Source organism: Acidimicrobiales bacterium (assembly GCA_035294085.1).
Classification (GTDB): Bacteria; Actinomycetota; Acidimicrobiia; order Acidimicrobiales; family Bog-793; genus DATGLP01.
In genome coordinates this window covers 43,926-62,421 of sequence record DATGLP010000007.1, presented here as the reverse complement: position 1 = coordinate 62,421, position 18,496 = coordinate 43,926, and the positions used below count along the sequence as shown (strand labels likewise).

The 18,496-nt window shown below is 70.5% G+C and carries 15 protein-coding genes and 1 tRNA gene; 7 read left to right on the top strand and 9 right to left on the bottom strand.

The features are described from left to right. Positions 1 to 2 precede the first annotated feature (2 nt). Genes VKV23_02355 through VKV23_02345 form a run of 3 tightly spaced genes read left to right on the top strand, consistent with a single transcriptional unit; the run spans position 3 to position 3,012 of the window. Complete coding sequence (locus tag VKV23_02355; GenBank protein ID HLI14880.1) at positions 3 to 1,406, top strand: DUF512 domain-containing protein; 1,404 nt, start codon at positions 3 to 5, stop codon at positions 1,404 to 1,406. Further along, a complete protein-coding gene (der, locus tag VKV23_02350) occupies positions 1,403 to 2,749 on the top strand; it encodes a ribosome biogenesis GTPase Der (protein ID HLI14879.1) in 1,347 nt (448 codons plus the stop codon). Before VKV23_02355 ends, der begins: the two co-directional genes overlap by 4 nt. Further along, the gene (locus VKV23_02345; protein ID HLI14878.1) at positions 2,746 to 3,012 is read left to right on the top strand and encodes a hypothetical protein; all 267 of its coding nucleotides are present in this window, start codon (positions 2,746 to 2,748) and stop codon (positions 3,010 to 3,012) included. Before der ends, VKV23_02345 begins: the two co-directional genes overlap by 4 nt. A 39-nt stretch (positions 3,013 to 3,051) precedes the next feature. On the opposite strand, the gene VKV23_02340 is transcribed toward VKV23_02345, so the two are convergent. Next, positions 3,052 to 3,258, bottom strand: coding sequence for a zinc ribbon domain-containing protein (locus VKV23_02340; protein HLI14877.1), 207 nt, complete (start codon positions 3,256 to 3,258; stop codon positions 3,052 to 3,054). A gap of 75 nt (positions 3,259 to 3,333) precedes the next feature. Then, positions 3,334 to 4,164, bottom strand: a complete 831-nt coding sequence (locus tag VKV23_02335) for a hypothetical protein (GenBank protein ID HLI14876.1) — start codon at positions 4,162 to 4,164, stop codon at positions 3,334 to 3,336. A 126-nt stretch (positions 4,165 to 4,290) separates the two neighbouring features. On the opposite strand from VKV23_02335, the gene VKV23_02330 reads away from it, so the two are divergent. Beyond that, positions 4,291 to 4,365, top strand: a tRNA-Pro gene (locus tag VKV23_02330). Between the two features lie 365 nt (positions 4,366 to 4,730). Here the strand turns inward: VKV23_02330 and VKV23_02325 are convergent. Genes VKV23_02325 through VKV23_02300 form a run of 6 tightly spaced genes read right to left on the bottom strand, consistent with a single transcriptional unit; the run spans position 4,731 to position 15,437 of the window. Continuing rightward, positions 4,731 to 8,060 carry a Swt1 family HEPN domain-containing protein gene (locus VKV23_02325; GenBank protein ID HLI14875.1) on the bottom strand — a complete coding sequence of 1,110 codons (3,330 nt, stop codon included), beginning with the start codon at positions 8,058 to 8,060 and terminating at the stop codon, positions 4,731 to 4,733. Further along, positions 8,047 to 8,466 carry a HEPN domain-containing protein gene (locus tag VKV23_02320; protein HLI14874.1) on the bottom strand — a complete coding sequence of 140 codons (420 nt, stop codon included), beginning with the start codon at positions 8,464 to 8,466 and terminating at the stop codon, positions 8,047 to 8,049. The genes VKV23_02325 and VKV23_02320 overlap by 14 nt, the downstream gene beginning before the upstream one ends. Next, the gene (locus VKV23_02315) at positions 8,450 to 8,824 is read right to left on the bottom strand and encodes a nucleotidyltransferase domain-containing protein (GenBank protein ID HLI14873.1); all 375 of its coding nucleotides are present in this window, start codon (positions 8,822 to 8,824) and stop codon (positions 8,450 to 8,452) included. The genes VKV23_02320 and VKV23_02315 overlap by 17 nt, the downstream gene beginning before the upstream one ends. Then, positions 8,821 to 11,544, bottom strand: coding sequence for a DUF1156 domain-containing protein (locus tag VKV23_02310; GenBank protein ID HLI14872.1), 2,724 nt, complete (start codon positions 11,542 to 11,544; stop codon positions 8,821 to 8,823). The genes VKV23_02315 and VKV23_02310 overlap by 4 nt, the downstream gene beginning before the upstream one ends. A gap of 1 nt (position 11,545) precedes the next feature. Further along, positions 11,546 to 11,896: a hypothetical protein gene (locus VKV23_02305; GenBank protein HLI14871.1), complete on the bottom strand. Its 351-nt coding sequence runs from the start codon at positions 11,894 to 11,896 to the stop codon at positions 11,546 to 11,548. A gap of 19 nt (positions 11,897 to 11,915) precedes the next feature. Beyond that, a complete protein-coding gene (locus VKV23_02300; protein ID HLI14870.1) occupies positions 11,916 to 15,437 on the bottom strand; it encodes a helicase-related protein in 3,522 nt (1,173 codons plus the stop codon). A gap of 580 nt (positions 15,438 to 16,017) precedes the next feature. Here VKV23_02300 and VKV23_02295 point away from each other — a divergent pair. Then, positions 16,018 to 16,197: a hypothetical protein gene (locus VKV23_02295; GenBank protein ID HLI14869.1), complete on the top strand. Its 180-nt coding sequence runs from the start codon at positions 16,018 to 16,020 to the stop codon at positions 16,195 to 16,197. Positions 16,198 to 16,305: 108 nt separating this feature from the next. Here the strand turns inward: VKV23_02295 and VKV23_02290 are convergent, their stop codons facing one another. Further along, a complete protein-coding gene (locus tag VKV23_02290) occupies positions 16,306 to 16,776 on the bottom strand; it encodes a transcriptional repressor (GenBank protein HLI14868.1) in 471 nt (156 codons plus the stop codon). Between the two features lie 131 nt (positions 16,777 to 16,907). Here VKV23_02290 and VKV23_02285 point away from each other — a divergent pair, with 131 nt between their 5' ends. Continuing rightward, positions 16,908 to 18,023, top strand: coding sequence for a HoxN/HupN/NixA family nickel/cobalt transporter (locus tag VKV23_02285; protein HLI14867.1), 1,116 nt, complete (start codon positions 16,908 to 16,910; stop codon positions 18,021 to 18,023). Between the two features lie 92 nt (positions 18,024 to 18,115). Further along, positions 18,116 to 18,409 (top strand): DUF503 domain-containing protein, encoded by a 294-nt coding sequence (locus tag VKV23_02280; GenBank protein ID HLI14866.1) that lies wholly within the window; start codon positions 18,116 to 18,118, stop codon positions 18,407 to 18,409. Positions 18,410 to 18,496: the final 87 nt, after the last annotated feature.

Sequence of the window (18,496 nt, the reverse complement as noted above, 5' to 3'; positions counted from 1 at the left end):
CGATGCCCTTCCCGCAGGTCGTCGGCGTCGCGCCGGCCTCGCCCGCGGCGCAGGCGGGCGTCCTCCGAGGCGACGAGCTGCGGTCGGTGAACGGCGTGGTGCCCCGCGACGTGATCGAGTACCACCTCCTCGTCGACGAGCCCACCGTCGAGCTGGAGCTGCGCCGCGGCGGCCTCGACCTCGAGGTGACCATCGAGAAGGCCGCGGGGGCGCCGCTCGGCATCGAGGTGTCCTCGCCGGTGTTCGACCGCGTCCGAACCTGCGACAACCACTGCGAGTTCTGCTTCATCTACCAGCTCCCCAAGGGGATGCGGCGCAGCCTGTACGTGAAGGACGACGACTACCGGCTGTCGTTCCTCTACGGGAACTTCACGACGCTGACGCGCTTCACCGAGCTCGACCTCGAGCGCGTCGTCACCGAGCGCCTCTCGCCGCTCTACGTGTCGATCCACGCGACCGACCCAGCGCTGCGCGCGCGCCTGCTGCGCAACCGGCGGGGGGCGACGAGCCTGCGCTGGCTGCGCGCCCTGCTCGACCACGGGATCGAGGTGCACGGCCAGATCGTCGTCTGCCCCGGCGTGAACGACGGCGCGGCCCTGCACGACACCCTGGCGGGGATCCTCGAGCGCTTCCCCGAGCTCGCCTCGGCGGCCGCGGTGCCCCTCGGCGTGAGCCGGTTCTCCCGGGAGGCGGCGATGCGGCCGCACACGAGCGCGGAGGCCGCGGCGGTCCTCGACACCGTCGAGGAGTGGCAGGCGCGCTTCCTCGCTGCCACCGGGCGACGCCTCGTCCACGCCGCGGACGAGTACTACCTGCTCGCGGCGCGCGAGTTCCCCGAGGCCGCGGCGTACGAGGGCTATCCGCAGCTCGAGAACGGGGTCGGCATGGCGCGGGCCTTCGAGGCGGGCCTGCTCGGCACGGTCGCGCCCGCGAGCGGGCGGCGCGGCGGCTTCTTCGCCGCCGTCGACGGGGCGCCGCGCACGGGCTATCGCGCCGAGCGGGCGAGGCCCGGGCGTGCGGACGAGCGCCGCGCCGAGTGGCCCGCTGTCGTCCTCACCAGCACCTACGGCGCGCAGGTGCTCGGACCGCTGCTCGGACGCGCCGGCTGGCCAGACGTCGAGGTGCTGGCGATCGAGAACCGCTTCTTCGGTGGCAACGTCGCCGTGGCGGGCCTGCTGACCGCGAGCGACGTGGGCAGGGCGCTCGACGCCGCGCCGGCGCAGCGCCGCTACCTGCTGCCGGACGTCTGCCTCTCCGAAGGGCGGTTCCTCGACGGCGGCACCGTGGCGGACCTCCCGCGGCCCGTCGAGGTCGTCGCGGCCGACGGCGCCGCGCTGCGCCGGGCGCTCGAGGCCGGCGCGCGCCACGGCGCGCCCGCTGGGGCGCGCGTGCGGGGCGGACGATGAAGGACCCTGCGCTGGCCCGCCTCGCCGAGCGACCACGGTCGGCTGCGGACCTCCCGGTCGTCGTGATCGCCGGTCGGCCGAACGTCGGCAAGTCGACCCTCCTCAATCGAATCGTCGGTGGCAGGGTGGCCATCGTCGAGGAGCAGCCGGGCGTCACGCGCGACCGCCTCGAGCTCGTCGCGGACTGGCGAGGGCGGGCCTTCACGCTCGTCGACACCGGTGGCGTGCTCGAGCGCGGCGGCGAACTCGACCGGAAGGTGACGGCGCAGGCGCTGCGGGCCGTCGAGGGCGCGGACGTCGTCCTCCTCGTGCTCGACGCCACGACGGGTCTCACCGCGCAGGACGAGGCGGTCGCACGGCTGCTGCGCCGCCACGCGCCGCGGGTGATCCCGGTCGCGAACAAGGTCGACTCCGGCGGTCAGGAGCCGCTCGCCTTCGAGCTCGCCCGCCTCGGCTTCGGCGAGCCGGCCCTCGTCTCCGCCCTGCACGGCCGAGGGGTGGGCGACCTGCTCGATCGGGTCGTCGAGCGCTTCGAGCCGGCTCGTGCCCGCCTGGCCGACCGGACAGCGCTCGAGCCGCTCGGCGCGGTAGCGATCGTCGGTCGCCCCAACGTCGGCAAGTCCACCCTGTTCAACCGGCTCGTCGGGGACGAGCGCGCCGTCGTCCACGACGTACCGGGGACGACGAGGGACGCGATCGACACCGTCGTCGAGACGGACGCCGGCCCGCTCCGCTTCGTCGACACGGCCGGCCTGCGCCGCAAGGCCCGCATCGTCGAGGGGACCGAGTACTACGCGCTCGTGCGCTCGCTCGCCGCGATCGACCGGGCAGACGTCGCCCTGCTCGTCCTCGACGCCGCCGAGGGCGTGACGCACCAGGACCAGCGGCTCGCGGAGCGCGTCGACGCGTCCGGGAGCCCGATCCTCGTCGTCGTGAACAAGTGGGACCTCGCGTCGACCGATCGTCGGCTCGCGCTCGCCCGCGAGGTGGAGGACCAGCTCGGCTTCCTGGCCTACGCGCCGGTCCTGCGCGTCTCGGCCAAGACGGGGTTCGGTGTCCAGAGGATCGTGCCGGCGCTGCGACGCGCGATCGACGCCTACCGCCGGCGCGTGCCGACCGCCGAGCTGAACGAGGCGGTGCACTCGCTCCAGGCGACGCAGCCGCCGCCGCGGGCGCGCATCCTCTACGCCGTCCAAGGTGCCGTCGAGCCACCGACGTTCACCCTCTTCGCGACCGGGAAGCTCCCCCCCGCCTACCTCCGCTACCTCGAGCGGTCGCTGCGCGAGCGCTTCGAGCTCGGCCCGACGCCGCTCAAGCTCCGTGTGAGGAGACGCGGGCGGTGAGCGAGGAGCGGCGCCGGTCGCCGGCGAGCGAGGTAGCCGAAGGCTGGTGCGAGCGCTGCAGCCGGCTCGCGCGCGCGCAGCGCTGCCCGAGCTGCGGCGGCCGGCTCCTCCCGACGTCGCCTCGCGACGGCGAGGAAGCGACCGAGGAGGCAGTGAAGGCACCTTGGCACTTCAAGGTGCTGCTCGTCGGGACGGTCCTCTACCTCGTCTACCGCTTCATCTGGTTCATCTTCTGGCTCTTCCACCGCGCCTGGCACGGCTGAGCACGAGTTGGCGCCGTGCCGCGCGCCGAGGCGGAGCGCTCAGTTCGCGGCGCAGGCGCAGCCCGGCCCGCAGCCCTCGCCGGCAGGCATGGCCCTCGCCGTGCCGGTGAGGGCGAAGCTCGAGAGCAGCCGGCGCGTCGTCGAGTGGCCGGACGGGCACGTCGCGGGGGCCGAGGCGTCGGCGCGCGCCCGGCGCAGCTCGAACGTGCACCCGCAGGTCTCGCAGCGGTACTCGTAGATCGGCACCTTGACCCCTCGCTTCGGTCGTCGGAGCTGGCAGCCAGGGTAGCGGAGGGCTGCAGGGAACGGGCCGGGCAGCGCTCACCCCGCGCCGAACCACTGCCCTCGGATCGGGAACAGGTAGCGATCCGTCACGACGTTGAGGACGCGTCGCGCCGTGGCGAAACGCTCGGCCATGTCGGCCACGACGGCGAGACTGCCGGTGACCGGCAGACCGAGGCGCTCGACGCTCGCGACCGCGGCGCGATACGCACGGGCGCCGACCCGCTCGAGGAGGGCCGCCCCGGTCTCCTCCTCGTCGGCAGCTGTCGGCGCGAGCCCCGCCACGCGCGCGAGGCGCGGCGCTCTCGGGCCGAAGTCGAACGCGGCCTCGTGGTCGGGGAAGACCCCGGTGAGGAAGAGGGCGAGGTCCCCGAGTCGCCGGTAGATGCCGGGACGATCGAGCTCGTCGGCAAGCTCGACGAGCTCCGCGAGCCGCACCGGGTCGAGCTCGCTGAAGCGACGCCGTCGCCAGCCCCGCCTCGTGCGCTGCCAGGTCGCACCGCTCGAGACGTGCGTGTAGGAGGCGAGGAGCTCGACGAGGAAGAAGCGCCGTTCGGGCGTGCCCAGGAGCTCCCGGAGGGGCTCGACGTCGAAGACGGGGATGCGCAGCCTGGCCGAGAAGCGCTCCTCGACGAAGCTCGCCCCCTCGAGGTGCGCCGCGGTGCGGTGCACCGCCACCGCGAAGGCGAGGAAGGGCGACATGGCGGCCAGGGTGTGGTCGCCGAGGTCGGCGCCGAACACGGCGACCTCGAGCTCGGGACGGCCGAGCGCGCGGGCGAAGGGAGGACCGAGACCGGTCGCCTCCTCGATGATCCGCCGGTCGGCTTCGCTGAGGTGCTCCTCGTAGAGCGCGTCGACGTCCGTGGCCATCGTCTCGGCCACGCTATCCGCGCCGAACGCTCCTCCTGACCCACGGCGGGAACCCGAGACCGGAGCGAGCCCCTGGCGACGCGTTCGGCTAGGCTGGCACCAGCGTTTTGCAGGGAAAACGCGAGACGGGCTGTGGCGCAGCTTGGTTAGCGCGCTTGACTGGGGGTCAAGAGGTCGCCGGTTCAAATCCGGCCAGCCCGACCGGAAAAGTCCAGGTCAGCGACTTGCGAGCCGCCGATGACGAGCGCTGACGAGCCGCTTGTCCACCGTTTGTCACCGCACCGCCGAGCAGGCTCGTTGACAAGGCCGCGCCCGCCTCTCGGGCCATGCTCGCGAGCACCTGGGTGTAGACGGCGAGCTGGACCTATCGCGACGCGTGGCCGAGTATCTCCTGCGGACAGTCACGACGACGCCGCTCGCGAGCATGAGGCTCGCGGCCATGTGGCGCAGATCGTGGATCCGCATCCGGGGAAGCTCCGCGGTCCGCGCGAGCGCGTCGAAGCGATGCGACACCCAATCGGGGAGTGCGGCACGCCTCGCTCGTTCACGAACACATCGTCCAACTCCTACTGCTCCTCGAAGCCCTGCTCCCTGAAGTGCAGGGTTCGGGCGTTCTCGGTAACCGTCCGGATGATCGCTTCGTCGAAGCCGCCTTCGGAACTGGCGGAAATCTCGACGGTCACTTCGACGGTGGCTGCGGAGTCGACGAAGTGCTGGACGACCTCTTGGACCACTCTGCCGAACTCGAGATTGAGCCGTTCGGAGCGCAGCACGACGCTGCCGTGGAAGCGTCGTGGCCTACTAGGGGTTGCGGCCGACGTGCCCAATGCGTCAGTCGGCGCTCGCGTGGCGCTCGTCGTCTCCGTCGTGCCGGCGTCCGCCGCCGACTGGCTGGTCGCCTGTTCCTGAACCCGCAGCTGGGCCATGGCCACCTCTGGCCGCACGAGCAGCGTGGACGGCGACGTGCCGCTCGAACCTCCAGGCCCGACGACGAGCCCGAGGTACCGGCCGCTTACCGTGTCGTAGCCTTCGGCGAGGGCGAAGCCCTCTTCGGTCCAGGCGAACCCGGCGGGGCCATCTTGCACGGAGCGCTCGAGCACGAGGCGATCCCGGAGGCGTGGCAGGTACGGGTAGCGGGCGAGCGCCTCCCAGAGCTCACCCACCGAGACGTGCCCGCTCTCCCAAAGGGAGGCGAGGGGGCCGCCGAGCACGAGGGTGCGCAGTAGCGAGGGGGCGTAGACGACGTTGAGATGCCCCTTGTCGATGAGGCGACGTGCCGTGCGAGCGGCGAGGGTGCCTTGGCCTTCGATGCGGACCGGGTCGAAGACGATCGGCCCAGTCGGCTCTGGCTGGGTGGGCACGAGCGCCCAGGTGTAGGTCTCTGCCAGGCGACGTTCGACCGTGGCCTCGGCCTCCTGTGCCTTGGTCGCCGCCTGGGCGGCTTGCTGGGCGCCGAGACCCAGCTCGTCGGACTCAGCGGCGATCGATCCCCAGGCGAGCGCCTCCGCCATGCCCTGGCGCAGGTCATCGACCCGGCGGTGATCCGCGGCGAGGAACACCACCATGTTGCGGTAGAGACGCGGCGCGCTGCCTCGCTGCTCGAGGATCTCCCGTGCCGCGCCGAGTGCCGGGGAGTCCTCGGTCTTGGCCACATGGGCGGCCTCGGGGGGGAGCACGATGAGACGGACCTGATCGTCGTCATCGACGTCGGCAGAGGACTGGGGCGCGACGTGCACCCCGGCGAGCTCTCCGCGGTCCCGCTGGCGGCGGATCCGCTCGCAGAGCGCCGCGTCGACCTCGGCGATCCCAGTGGCAAGCCACCGCTCGGCCCGGTCGCGAGCCATGCGGGCGACGGAGGGCGACAACCCGTACCAGTAGCGGTCGCGATCGACGTAGAGGTAGGTGGCCTGATCCGACAGGCGGGCGAGCGCGTCGGCGTAGGTGGCGACCGCCTCACCGGGTGCCGCGCAGCCGAGCCGGACCCGCGCGGCCTCGATCCCGCGATGGGGCGAGTGCACCGTCGGAGCCGAGCCCAAGAACACGGCCCGAGCGACCTTGCGCGTGGCGCCGTAGCGGCCGAGGTTCGGGTAGGTGGCGTCGAGCTGGGCCGGGAGCGACGCCGGGCCGTCGACGTCCGCGTCCATCACCGGCTTCCAGGAGTCCTCCAGGTTCCGTGCGAGCTCGGAGGCGACCGGGGCATCGTCGAGGGGGATCGTCCCGGGCAAGATGAGCGGCGACTGGTCCCCGCCGCGCCACAGCGCCCCGACCACCTGGGCCATGAGCCGGAGCACGCCCCGGGTGCGCTGGAAGCGCTCTAGGGTCGACCAGTCCTCGTAGAGCCGGTCGAACAGCTCGGGGTGGATCGGGTACGCGGCGCGAAGCCGCCGCTCGTACGCGGCCTCGCGGCACTCGGCGGGGAACTCCGAGGCTTGGGCCCGGTACGACTCGGCGAAGGCCCGCGCCGTTGCATCCCGGTAGACGAGGGCCGCGGGGTCGATGGGTCGGAACAGGCGCCGGCGGACGATCTCGAACCCCTCCTCGGCCGAGGCGGGGCGCCAGGAGGACTCCACGCGACCGATCACGCTGCGCAGCCGGCGAAGCGCCTCCGCGCCCCCGGGACCGCCGAGCTCGACGCTCGAACCGCCGCTTCCTGGCGCAGCGGACGAGGGATCGCTCGAGACCGAGGCGGGCAGGCTCACGACGAGGAGCGCCTGGTCGGCCGAGCGTGCCGCCTCGGTGAGCGCCTGGGCGAAGCTCATGTGGGCTTCGAAGCTGCCCCCTACGAGATGCTCGTCGGTGGCGTAGAGCTGGCGGGCGTAGGCGACCCACTCGTCGACGAGGACAAGGCATGGCGCAACGGCCTCGAACAGCTCCGCCAGCGCGCCGGCTGGGCTCGTGCCCGTTCGGTCGGCTTCGGCGACGAGCTCGTAGCCGTCCTTTCCGGCCAGCTGCCATGCAAGCTCACCCCAGAGCGTCGCCACCTCGGTGCCGTCGGGCTTCACCGATACCTGCCCCGGCGCGATCCGGGTGCCGACCAGCGCGGCGCGTCGCACCTTCGGGAACGTGTCGACCCCGGCCGCGCGGACCAGCTCCTGGACCTCCTCGGGGAGTTCGGAGAGCGGGACGCCTGAGCACAGGTGCCACAGGGCGATCAGGGTGTGGGTCTTGCCGCCCCCGAAGGTTGTCTGCAGATCGACGACCGGCACGCCGCCGATTCCCGCGAGCCGCTTGGCGGCCTCGGAGAGGAGTTGCCGAAGCCCTTCGGTCAGGTACGTGCGGCGGAAGAACTCGACCGGATCGGCGTACTCTGCCCGGCCAGAGCGGGTTGCCACCTGGTGGAGGTCGGCGGCGAACTCGGCGAGTCCGTAGCGGCCCTGCGCGACGTCGTCGTGGGGGACGATCACCTCCCGCCACGGGCGAAGCCCAGACAGCGCGCCGCTCGTCGTCGCTACCGGGGCGGCAGCCTTGCGGACGTCGGCCTCGTAGCGAAGCCGCATCAGCTCGGTCTTCGCGCGCCCGACGGCATCCGCCTCCTTCGCGTCGACGGCAACGAGGAGCCGTTCGATCGAATCGAGGGCCCGGTAGGTGTCGTCAGCGTTGAACGCTTCGTTGTGAGCCCAGCGGTTGCGCACATCGCGAAGCTCGAAGACCACGTTGCGGTCTGACCGGGTGAGATGGGTGCGGAACGCCGAGTCCCACGCCTCCGCCATCACCTTCAGCAAGAAGGCCGGGGCTCGAAGCGAACCGGGAGCTGAGCTTCGCGGCCCGGATTCGACGAAGCTCTCCAGCCAGGCCTCTCCGTGCACCGAAGCCATTTGACGATCGACGAAGGGGCCGAGGCCCTCGGCGAGTGCCTCGAAGGCCCGGCCGACGCGCTCGCGGTTAGAGACTGCCACGGTCTGCTCCCAGCTCTCGGCGAACCTCGCTCACCATCTGCTCGGCAAACCCCGCCAGTCGGCTGGCGACTTCGGCGTCCGCATCGGCGAGGTCATCGGCGTAGCGCCCGTCGAGCGCCCAGGGGTTGCACTGTGCGAGCAACGGGCGCTCCAAGTTCACCAGGCGTTCTCGCTCGAGACACGAGTCGTGCAAGACGAGCAGGTTGTGGGTCTTCTGGAACGGGACGCCGGCATCGATAAGCGTGGCCTTCAAGGCCTTTTCGACCACGAGGTGGGAGAGGAAACACACCATCCGACGGGGGGACGCGGAGTCACGGACAACGGCACGCATGGCGTGGAGGTCGTCCTCCACGTTCTGGAGCCAGCGGCGGGCCTCCTCGTAGTTGTTGTCAGGCAGCTCGGGCATAGACGACCCGTCCTTCCCGGAGCGGCCAGTAGTGCATCGAGCCGACCACGTCGCGGCGGCGTTCGCACTCACGGCGGTCGGTGACGAAGAGCTGGACCGGCACACGGCCGCCAATCGCGGCATAGAGCTGCGCCTCGAGCGCGTGGCGCCTGGTGTAGTCGATGGAGGAGCACACCACCATCAGATCGAGGTCCGAATCCGGGCCGTCGTCGCCTCGCGCCACGGACCCGAAGAGAAGGACTTCTTCGGGGTCGCAGGCTGCCACGAGCGCATCGACGATCTCGGGTACCCATTCGACAAGCGTCCGGCCGTCGTAGATGGCCTTGCCGCCTCGCACCTCGTAGGCGACGGGGCTCATTGGCCAAGCTCCGGCTGGACCGATGTCGCCGACGCGGCCCGACGGGCGATCTCCGGCCACGAAGTGACGAGCGCGTTGAACCCGAGCGCATCGTCCGCCCAGCCGCGTCGCTCGCAGATCGAATAGAGGCGGTAGGCGAGATCCCGGGCCACCTCGCCAACTCCACCGAGACGGCGGACGAGCTCGCCGGTCCTCGCCTCGCTGCCCTCGTCCCAGAGCGCTCGCACGAGCTGCTGGGTCACCTCCCACACCGCCATTCGGGTGTCGGTCGCCGGGTCCCAGTCAGGGTCCAGCTCGCTTCGGTGCAGCAGGCGTACCCGGCCGGCTCGGGCGACGAGGATGCCCGCGTCCTCCAACCCTTTCACGGACACATTCATCGCCCGAGCGAGACCTTCGGCCGGGTCGTAGCCCGCCTCGTCGAAGCCGTACTGCTCGAACCACTTGATGGCAAAGCGGGTATCCGCGTCGAACTCCCCCTCTTGCTCGGCGAGGACCTCGTCGAGCACCTGGTTGATGAGCGCGAGCGCACTCCGTACAGGCATCGGCTCACCGGTGGGCTCGACCACCTTGGTGTAACGGGAGAACACCGCCATCCCTGGGCCGATCGCCGCCTGGGCGAGGTCGACGGGTGCGATATTTCCCTGCTGAAGGTCGCGGAGAGCCCTCGGCAGCTCCGCGTGGAGCGCGGCGAGGAAGCCTCTGCGATCCGTGATGCCAGCTGTCTCACTTCGCGGACGGCAGGCTAGGACGATCGACGAAGCAAGTGCATTGCTCGCCTGGTTGCGCATACGATTGCCGAGCTCCGTCCGCATTGGCCAGGTTGCGGTAACGGTGAAGCCGGCGCGAAGGAGGCCGGCCAACATGGTCTCCCAACCGGTAGAAGCGACGCCTCTGTCGTCGTGCTCGGACTGTTTAAACGCATAGAAGACCGTCAATGGGATATCCGGGTGAGCCGCGTTCCACAGGTTGGTGAACGCCTTCTCGAATCCCGTCTCGAAGTGCTGTTCGGACTTGTCCTTGTCGCCATCACTTCGGAACGGATCGGCCACGAGCTCAGCGGCCTTCGGCGTGAGCACGGTGGAAAAGAAGGCAGGATACGCCGGTGCGAGCGACCGTCGGAGCCAGACGTAGAAGAAGTCGGCGAGATCGGCATACCCGATGTTGTCGTAATAGGGGGGGTCGGTGGAGATCGCCAGCCGCTGCACTGGCATGGATGCCTGAGCAGTTGCATCGCACTGCGCGGCCGAACCAAGAGCAGTCGTTGGCACACCGTCGATCACCTCCGCCACCCATTCGAGTGCGCCGGAGATATTCCCGGTCGAGTCACTGAAGAGGTTGGCCTCGGCGTAGTCCCAGACCATGGGAAGTGCTTGGCGGGCGAACGTGTTTCTCATTTTTTCGCCCGGCGAGTGCCATGAGCAGAGAATGGACGAATAGTCCACGCTGCGGCTCACGACGAACGCCAGGTACGTTGCGACCGCATCCGCGTACTCCGGCGCACCTCCGTCCTCGATCACGCGCTGCCGCGCTTCGGCGACCAAATCCGAGAAGGTGACGAGCGCAGTGAGCTGCCGGTTGGTGAAGAGATCAGCATGGTGGGTCATGCCATAGTTGGGAGCGGTGAGGTACCGCGGGTTATATGGAATCTCCGTCTCTGGCACACCCTCGGGACGCGGCACGTCGGCGGCTTTCTCGTGCTCGGGGTCGGGCGGAAGGTAGAGGCGCTCACGGTTCCCTTCGGCCACGATGGCCATGAGCTGGGCGCCCATTCGTCCGGCCTTTCCCTCGGTCCGGATGTAGGCGAGGGGAACCGGGGTGTTGCACACCAGGCAGGTAGCCCCCGTCCGTGACACCGTGCGTTCGATAGGCGGGCTTGCGCGGCCATGGCCGATCTCAAAGCGCACCCCGCCGTCCTCGACCACCGGTTGGACCCAGGCTTCCTTGCCCTTCTTCTTGCCGAGCCAGAAGGAGCGGACGAGCGGCATCGTGGCTCTACAAGCTGGGTTGGGGCAGGTGACCGTGCGGGCCCAGATCCAGGCGATGACGGTGGCCTTGCGCCCGTCGGGGAGGGTCGCCAGAGGGTAGAGGTGGCCGATGCGCCGCTCCGCTTCCTCGCGCATCCAGGCGCCGTAGTAGCGGACGTCCTCGGCGAGGCCCTGGGCGCCGAGCCAAGATCGGACGGCGAGGCGCCCGTCCCCATCCCTGGGGTGGACCGGTGGGCGGTTGGCGAAGCGGGAAGGCAGCTCGATGAGCGCCTTCGTGATGAGCACGGCGACCGGGTTCAAGTCGCTTCCATGCGCGACGAGGCCGAGGCGTTGTGCTTCGAGGGGGATCGACCCACCGCCGCAGAACGGGTCGAGGACCTCAAGGAGATCGTCCCCGCAGGAGCGTCGGATCTCCTCGCGGGCCTCCTCGAGGACCTTCTCGTCCTGCGTGGCTTCCCAGGGGACGAGCCGTTCGATCAGTCGGAAGAGCCGCTGGCGTTCCTGGTCTTGGGCTTCCTCGGTCGGGAAGCGATCGGGATGCGCAGAGGGGTCGTCGACGAGCTGGGCGAAGAGCACGGCCCGGCACGCCGCGAGAGGTCGGCGTGCCCACCACAGATGCAGCGTCGAGGGGTGCCCGTGGCGGATCGACTTCTCTCGTGCAGCCTCGCGGTTGATCGCTTCGAGGGGGAGCGCGACCTCGATGAGCTTGCGGCGAGGGATGTCGTCGTGCGCCATCTCAGCTCTGCGCCTTCGTCAAGGTGCTTGCCATGGCATCGGCGATCGCCACGAGTGGGTTGGTCGGGACCCGGCGCTTGTGGCAGGCGAGCGCCACGGCGGCGCTGACGAGGGCGAGGTCGGGTCCAGAGCCGAGGTAGGCGAAGACGGGAGAGAGGATCTCGCGCATCTCGGTCGCCGTCGGTCCGTACCAAAAGCCGCACAGCTGTACCTGAGCAGAGCGGGCGTCGGTGGCGATCTCGTTAGCGAGGGACTCGGTGTCCCACCGGCGAGTGGAGCCGACCTGGCGCCACTCGAGCTGCTTGGCGCGGATGAACTGTTGGAGCGCCAGCCGTTGGGCCTGGGCGATCACCGTGGCCTCCTTGGGTACCTCATCGTGGCGCCTCCGCGACGTCCCAGAGCATCTCCCAGTCGAAGGTGGTGGAGCGTTCCGCGAAGTGGAGCTGGCGCGACTTTCCGGCGAACGGGTTGTACAGGTAGCGGACCTCGCAGGTGTCGTCGCCGCGGACCTCGACGAGCGCCAGGAGGTAGTGGTCAGCGGCGTTGAGACCGGTGAGGATCTCGTTTCGGGTGACACTGACGGTGGTGGAGCCTTCGATGCGGCCCTTGACCTCGATGAGCAGCAGATGGCCGCCGGTGTCGATGGAGCGGATGTCGAAGCCCGGGTTGGCGTGCGGCATCGCCTCGGCATGCCGCCCGAGCCGAGCCTCCACCTCGAGCACAGCGCGCATCGCCCGCTCCTCGATCGCCCGAGTCTCGCGTGCGAGATGGCTGGTGCTCGCCGCGCCGGGGTCGCCGAGCGCGGCGAGGAGGCCGGCGGGGATGACGAGTGCGGCCCCGACGAGCACGGGCGGCAGGGCTTGGAGCCGGCGTTCTTCTTCGAGCTCGGCGAGCCGGCGTTCCAGGCGACCGGCGAGCTCATCCGCGCGGGCTTGGGCGCGCTCGGGGTTCATCTTCGGCTGGCGGCCCTGGGCGGCCTGTTCCTTGAGCACGGCGGCGCGCTGGTCCCAGTAGTTGATCTCTCGGGTGAGCCTGGCCCGTACGGCCGCCATCGTCCGCTCGACGCGTTCGTCGACCCGGGCGCTCACCTCGGCGAGGTGTGCCGGGACGATGTGCTCGATGGCGTAGTCGAGCGCGCGTCGTTCGAGATCCGGCGCGGACAGCCAGTCCTCCGCGAGGATGCGCTTGGTAATCGCGAGCTCGTCGGGGCTGGCGGCACGGTAGTCGAGGTACGGCGCCCATCCGCCCGGCGAGCCCGTGCCCGCTCGATCGATGCTCACGAACTCGAAGCGCCTGGACACGACGTGGTCGGCCTCGCCGGGGCCGGGACGTGCGTCGGTGATCGTGTGCTCCAGGTAGCAGAGCACCCGGGGGATCTCGGACGGGTCGGCGTCGTCGATGAGCACCGCGCCCGACGACAGGAGCGAGCCGTGGCGTTCGATGGTGAGAGCGACGACGGCATCCAAGAGGGGGTGACCGGGCGCCACGAGCTCGGCAGGGGGACGGCCAGGCTGGTGGATGAGCGCCTTGTCGAAACAGATCCGCTCGTAGCGTCGCAGCACCGACCGGCCCGAACGCACCGTCGCCGAGCGCACCTCGGCGGGGACGTGGGTGACCTCGTAGCGCTCCGGTTCGCGCTCGACGAGGCGCCCGCCGAGCGCGCTGAGCGCCCGCTCGAAGAAGGCGTGCACGTAGTGCGGTTGGAGCCGACGAGCCGCGGCCTCTTCCATCTGGAGTCGTAGGCGGGTGAGATCGGCTTCGGAGAGCACCTCGGAGGCGAGGGCTTCCTCGGCGATCAGCTCGCCGATCCCCTCGCCGACGTGCGCGTCAATGACCTCTTGGAGGTGCGCTCGCACGTCGGGCCGCTCCCCGTAGCGGATGGCCTCGATCAAGAGATCTCGGAGGGTGCGACCTGGCATGGCTCGGCCGAGCACGTCGAAGACCTGGCCACCGAGCGCCTGGCGCTGCTCGTCGAGCTTGCGGAGCAGCAGCTCGTACACCTGGCCCTCACGCGTACCGGCCGCCACGAGGTTCCACATGTGGCAGACCTCTTCCTGGCCGATGCGATGCACCCGCCCGAAGCGCTGCTCGATGCGGTTCGGGTTCCAGGGGAGGTCGTAGTTGACGACGAGATGGGCGCGCTGGAGGTTGATGCCTTCGCCTGCTGCGTCGGTGGCGACGAGCACGACGCAGTCGGGATCGGAGGTGAAGGCCTCCTGGGCCGCCCGGCGCTGCTCGCGGCGCATCCCACCGTGGATGGAGGCCACCGCCTCGGGACGGCCGAGGAAGCCTTCGAGTCGGCGCACCAGGTAGTTGAGGGTGTCGCGGTGCTCGGTGAAGATCAGGAGCTTGCGCCGGGCACCCGAGGCGCTGAACATCTCCTGGCCCTCGGCGAGCAGCCCCGCGAGCTCGGTCCACTTGCGGTCATCGCCTGCGGCGAGCACGCCTCGGGCGAGGGACTCGAGATGGGCGAGCGTCGCGATTTCGGCCTCGAGCTCGGCCGCCGTCTCGGCAGCTGACGCTTCATCGACGAGGCGCTCCTCGGCCTCTTCGAGCTCCGCCGCGTCGAGGTCGCCGTCGTCGAACGAGGCGGCGTCGAGGTCCTCGACGCCCAGTCCGAGACGCGCGAGCTCGGCACCGGTGCCGGGCTCGAGGAACCCGGCGCTTCGCGCGCGCAGCTCGGCCAGGTGGTCCTCGAGGCGCTTGCGGCGCCGAGCGAGGGACTGGTAGATCGCCTCGGGAGATGACGCGAGGCGGCGTTGGAGGACGGTGAGGGCGAAGCCGACGACGGTGCGTCGCCCCGACGCGAGCCGCTCGGCGCGGTTCATCTCCTCGCGCACGTACGTGGTGACCGCCTCGTAGAGGTCCTGCTCGGCCGCGGAGAGCTCGAAGGGGACGGTGTAGGCACGGCGCTCGGGGAAGAGGGGGCGTCCGTCGAAGCGAAGGAGCTTCTCCTTGACCATCCGGCGCATCAGGTCGGTGGCGTCGATCTGTCCCGATGCCGAGCGTCGCCGGCCTTCGAAGCGGTCCGCGTCCAGGAGGGCCAAGAACAGCTGGAAGTCCTCGTCCTTGCCGGCATGCGGCGTGGCGGTGAGCAGCAGCAGGTGGCGGGTGGTGGAAGCGAGTAGCTTGCCGAGGCGGTAGCGGCGGGTCTCGCGCACGTCGTCGCCTTCGTAGTGGGCGGACATGCGGTGCGCCTCGTCGACGACGACCAGGTCCCACTCGGTCGCCTTGAGGCGTTCCTGGATGTCGTCGTTGCGCGACAGGTGGTCGAGGCGGGCGATGACGAGATCGCGCTCGGCGAGCGGGTTGCCGGTACGGCTCGCCTCGATCGCGTCCCGGGTCAGGATCTCGAAGTCGAGGCCGAACTTCTCCGCCAGCTCGTCCTGCCACTGGGCGACGAGCCCGCCGGGCGCCACGACGAGGCAGCGGGCCACGTCGGAACGCAGCAGGAGCTCTTTGATGTAGAGCCCGGCCATGATGGTCTTGCCGGCCCCGGGGTCATCCGCGAGCACGAAACGAAGCGGCTGGCGGGGGAGCAGCTCGCCGTAGACGGCGCGGATCTGGTGCGGGAGCGGCTCGACGAGGGAGAGGTGCACGGCGAGCAGCGGATCGAAGAGGTGGGCCAGGCGGATCCGCCGGGCCTCGGAGACCAAGGTGAACAGCTCGCCGTCCGCGTCGAACCGAAAGCGCGAACCGGTGCCACGGACAGCGAGGGCCTGCTCGTCGGAGCGGTAGAGGAGACGCTCGCCGACCCGGCCGTCGGGGTCGCGGTAGGTGAGGGTGACGGCCGAGGAGCCGTGCCAGGACAGCGCCACGGCGGTGACGTCCCGGGCAGGCAGGATCCCTCCGATGACCGCGCCGGGAACCAGATCCTCCAGTCGGGCGCTCACGCGCGCCTCACCGCCGGTGAGGGCTGGCGGCGGGGGAGGTGCGGCATCGGCACCATCGTCGCAGGTCCCTGTGACGGGAGAGCGGCTTCCGGGGGGTTGGGCACGTGGGGGCCCGCCAGGAGGCTGCCGACGAGGCGCGGGACATGCACGTCTCCCGGAGCGACCAGCACCGTGGCTGCACGAGCTCGTGCTCGATTGGCCACGGTTCGAGGAAGGCCCACGTTGCCAGGATCGCGGCCAATCAAGATTCCAGGGGCTTGCGTACGGTCGTTGCGGACGAATCCGTACACCCCGACGAACGCAGCCGAGGGTTGCGGTCTGAGCTGAAGGGTCCAGTCAACATCCTCGAGATCGCTCCGGCGAGGTGGCCCTTCGGGGCCTCCTGCAGCCGGACACGGTCCCCCCTGAAGATCGCGGTCCCGTCCTGCGCGGGCAACAACGCTCGCCAGGCCGTGATGCCAGGCGATACATCCGACTTTTAGCATACTGGAAGAACCTGCGTCCACGGTGCTGCCTACCCAGCGGTAGGTGCACCACGCTCGACAGGTTCAGTACACGAGGCCGGACCTGGGGGCACCAGATGTCACGTCGAAGGAGCGTCACGAGCACCCTCTACAGCCTCGCTCGGGCGAGCAACAATCTCAGGGCAGCGTCGCGCGGTCCCGGCGCCTACGCGAAGCGCGTGGTGCGCCGGAAGGTCTACCGCACCTCGGGGCGGTTCACACGCTCCCTGCTGCGGGGCTTCGGCCTCTCGAAGTAACCCGCCGGTCCTCGGGGACCGGCCCCACCTGGCCCCGCGCCCCGGCGCTCGAGGCGCACCGAGGCTCGGCCGCTCGCCCGGTCGCCGGCGTCGCGTCCCGGGCAGGAGTCAGCCGGCTCGTGCTGCGGAGCACGCCGCGCAGATGCCGTGGACGGCGAAGTGCCGCGTGTCCACGGCGAAGCCGAAGCGCTCCTGCGCGCGCCGCGTCAGCTCGCTGAAGAGCTCCTCCGGAGCCTCGAACGTCGTGCCGCAGCGCTCGCACACGAGGTGGCCGTGCGCCTGCGTCGTCAGGTGGTAGGTCGCCGGTCCGTGGCCGAGGTGGCAGTGGATGACGATGCCGAGGCGCTCGAACTCCTCGAGGTTGCGGTAGATCGTCGAGAGGTGCACGTCCGGCACGAGTGCCTGCACCTCCTTGGCCAGCTCCTCGGCGGTCCGGTGCTCGCTGCTCGCGACGAGCCGGCGCACGAGCTGGCGCCTGCAGGTCGTGATCCGCGCGCCGCTCTCCCGTAGGCGCCGGAGGACGGCCTCCGCCGCGCCGTCGGCGACCTCGCCGTTCGCGCTGCGGCCCACGGGCACCATCGGCACCGAGGATAGCGCAGCTAGAATGCCTGCAGGGTGCTCTTGCGCCCAGTTCGCATCTAGTGCAGGATGGTCGGGCGGGAGGCGGAGGCGGAGGGGTCGGGTCGATGGTGCGAGGTCACTACAGGCGCGTGCGCGCTGCCCTGACCCCGAGCGAGTGGCGACGTGCCGGCGGCATGGCCGCGACGGTCATCGGGCTCCACGCGCTCGGGTTCGTCCTCCTCATCGCGGCGCTACCCCACCGCTACCGGCTGAGCGGCCTGCAGACGTTCGGTCTCGGCACCGGGCTGCTCGCCTACACGCTCGGCATGCGCCACGCCTTCGACGCCGATCACATCTCGGCCATCGACAACACGACGCGCAAGCTCATGGCCGACGGGAAGCGGCCGCTCAGCGTCGGATTCTTCTTCTCGCTCGGGCACTCGACGATCGTCTTCCTCCTCGCCGTCCTCCTGAACTTCGGGATCCGCGCCCTCAACAGCCAGGTGCGCTCCTCGAGCTCCCAGCTCCACCACCTCACGGGGATCATCGGCACGAGCGTCTCCGGCGGCTTCCTCTACCTCATCGCGGCGCTGAACGTCGTGATCCTCGTCTCGATCGTGCGCGCCTTTCGGGACCTGCGACGCGGCTACTACGACGAGGACGAGCTCGAGCGCCAGCTGGACAGCCGGGGTCTCATGAACCGGTTCTTCGGACCCCTCGCCCGGCGCATCGACGCGCCGTGGAAGATGTACCCGATCGGCGTCCTCTTCGGCCTCGGCTTCGACACCGCGACCGAGGTTGCGCTCCTCGTCCTCTCCGGCTCGGCGGTGGCGAGCGGGCTGCCCTTCTGGGCGATCCTCTCGCTCCCGGTGCTCTTCGCCGCCGGGATGAGCCTCTTCGACACGCTCGACGGCTCGTTCATGAACTTCGCGTACGGCTGGGCCTTCTCGAAGCCGGTGCGCAAGGTCTTCTACAACATCGCCATCACGACGCTGTCGGTCGTGGTCGCGTTCGCCATCGGGACGATCGAGCTGCTCTCGGTCTTCCAGGGCGAGTTCAGCCTGAACGGCGCGCTGTGGCGCTTCGTCGCCGGCTTCGACATCAACAAGGCGGGCTTCTTCATCGTCGGCCTCTTCGTCGTGACCTGGGCGATCGCCCTCGCCGTCTGGCGATTCGGGCGGATCGAGGCACGCTGGGAGGCTGCGGCTGCCCGCGCGCAGCCGGCGGGGGAGCGCTCGGGTGCCGGCAGCGCCCCGGTCGGCTGAACCTCGCCGGCGCGCACCGCTCGGCGCGTCGTGCGCCAGCTCCGATCGCCGCCGCACGGCAGGACACGGCATGGTTGCGGCAGGCTGTTCTCGTGCCGGTGGCCGCGCTCGTGATGGACGTCCGCGTCGTGAGCTCGTCGTCGCTCAAGGACAAGCGGATGGTCGTCGACCGCCTGCTCGATCGGTCTCGCCGCCGCTTCGGCGTGGCCGCAGCCGAGCTCGGGGGTCACGGGCTCTGGCAGCGGGCCGAGCTCGGGTTCGCCGCAGTCGCCTCCAGCACCACCCGCGTCGAGGAGACACTCGACGCGGTGGAGCGCTTCGTCTGGTCCCACCCGGACCTCGACGTGCTGTCCTGCGACCGCTTCTGGCTCGAGACGGACCACTGAGCGGGCGCCACCGGCGCGGGCCAGGGCCCGCCTGCCCGCGTCCGGCGCAGCGGGCCAGCGGCTCGGGCGCGCCCCACCGCCGTGGCC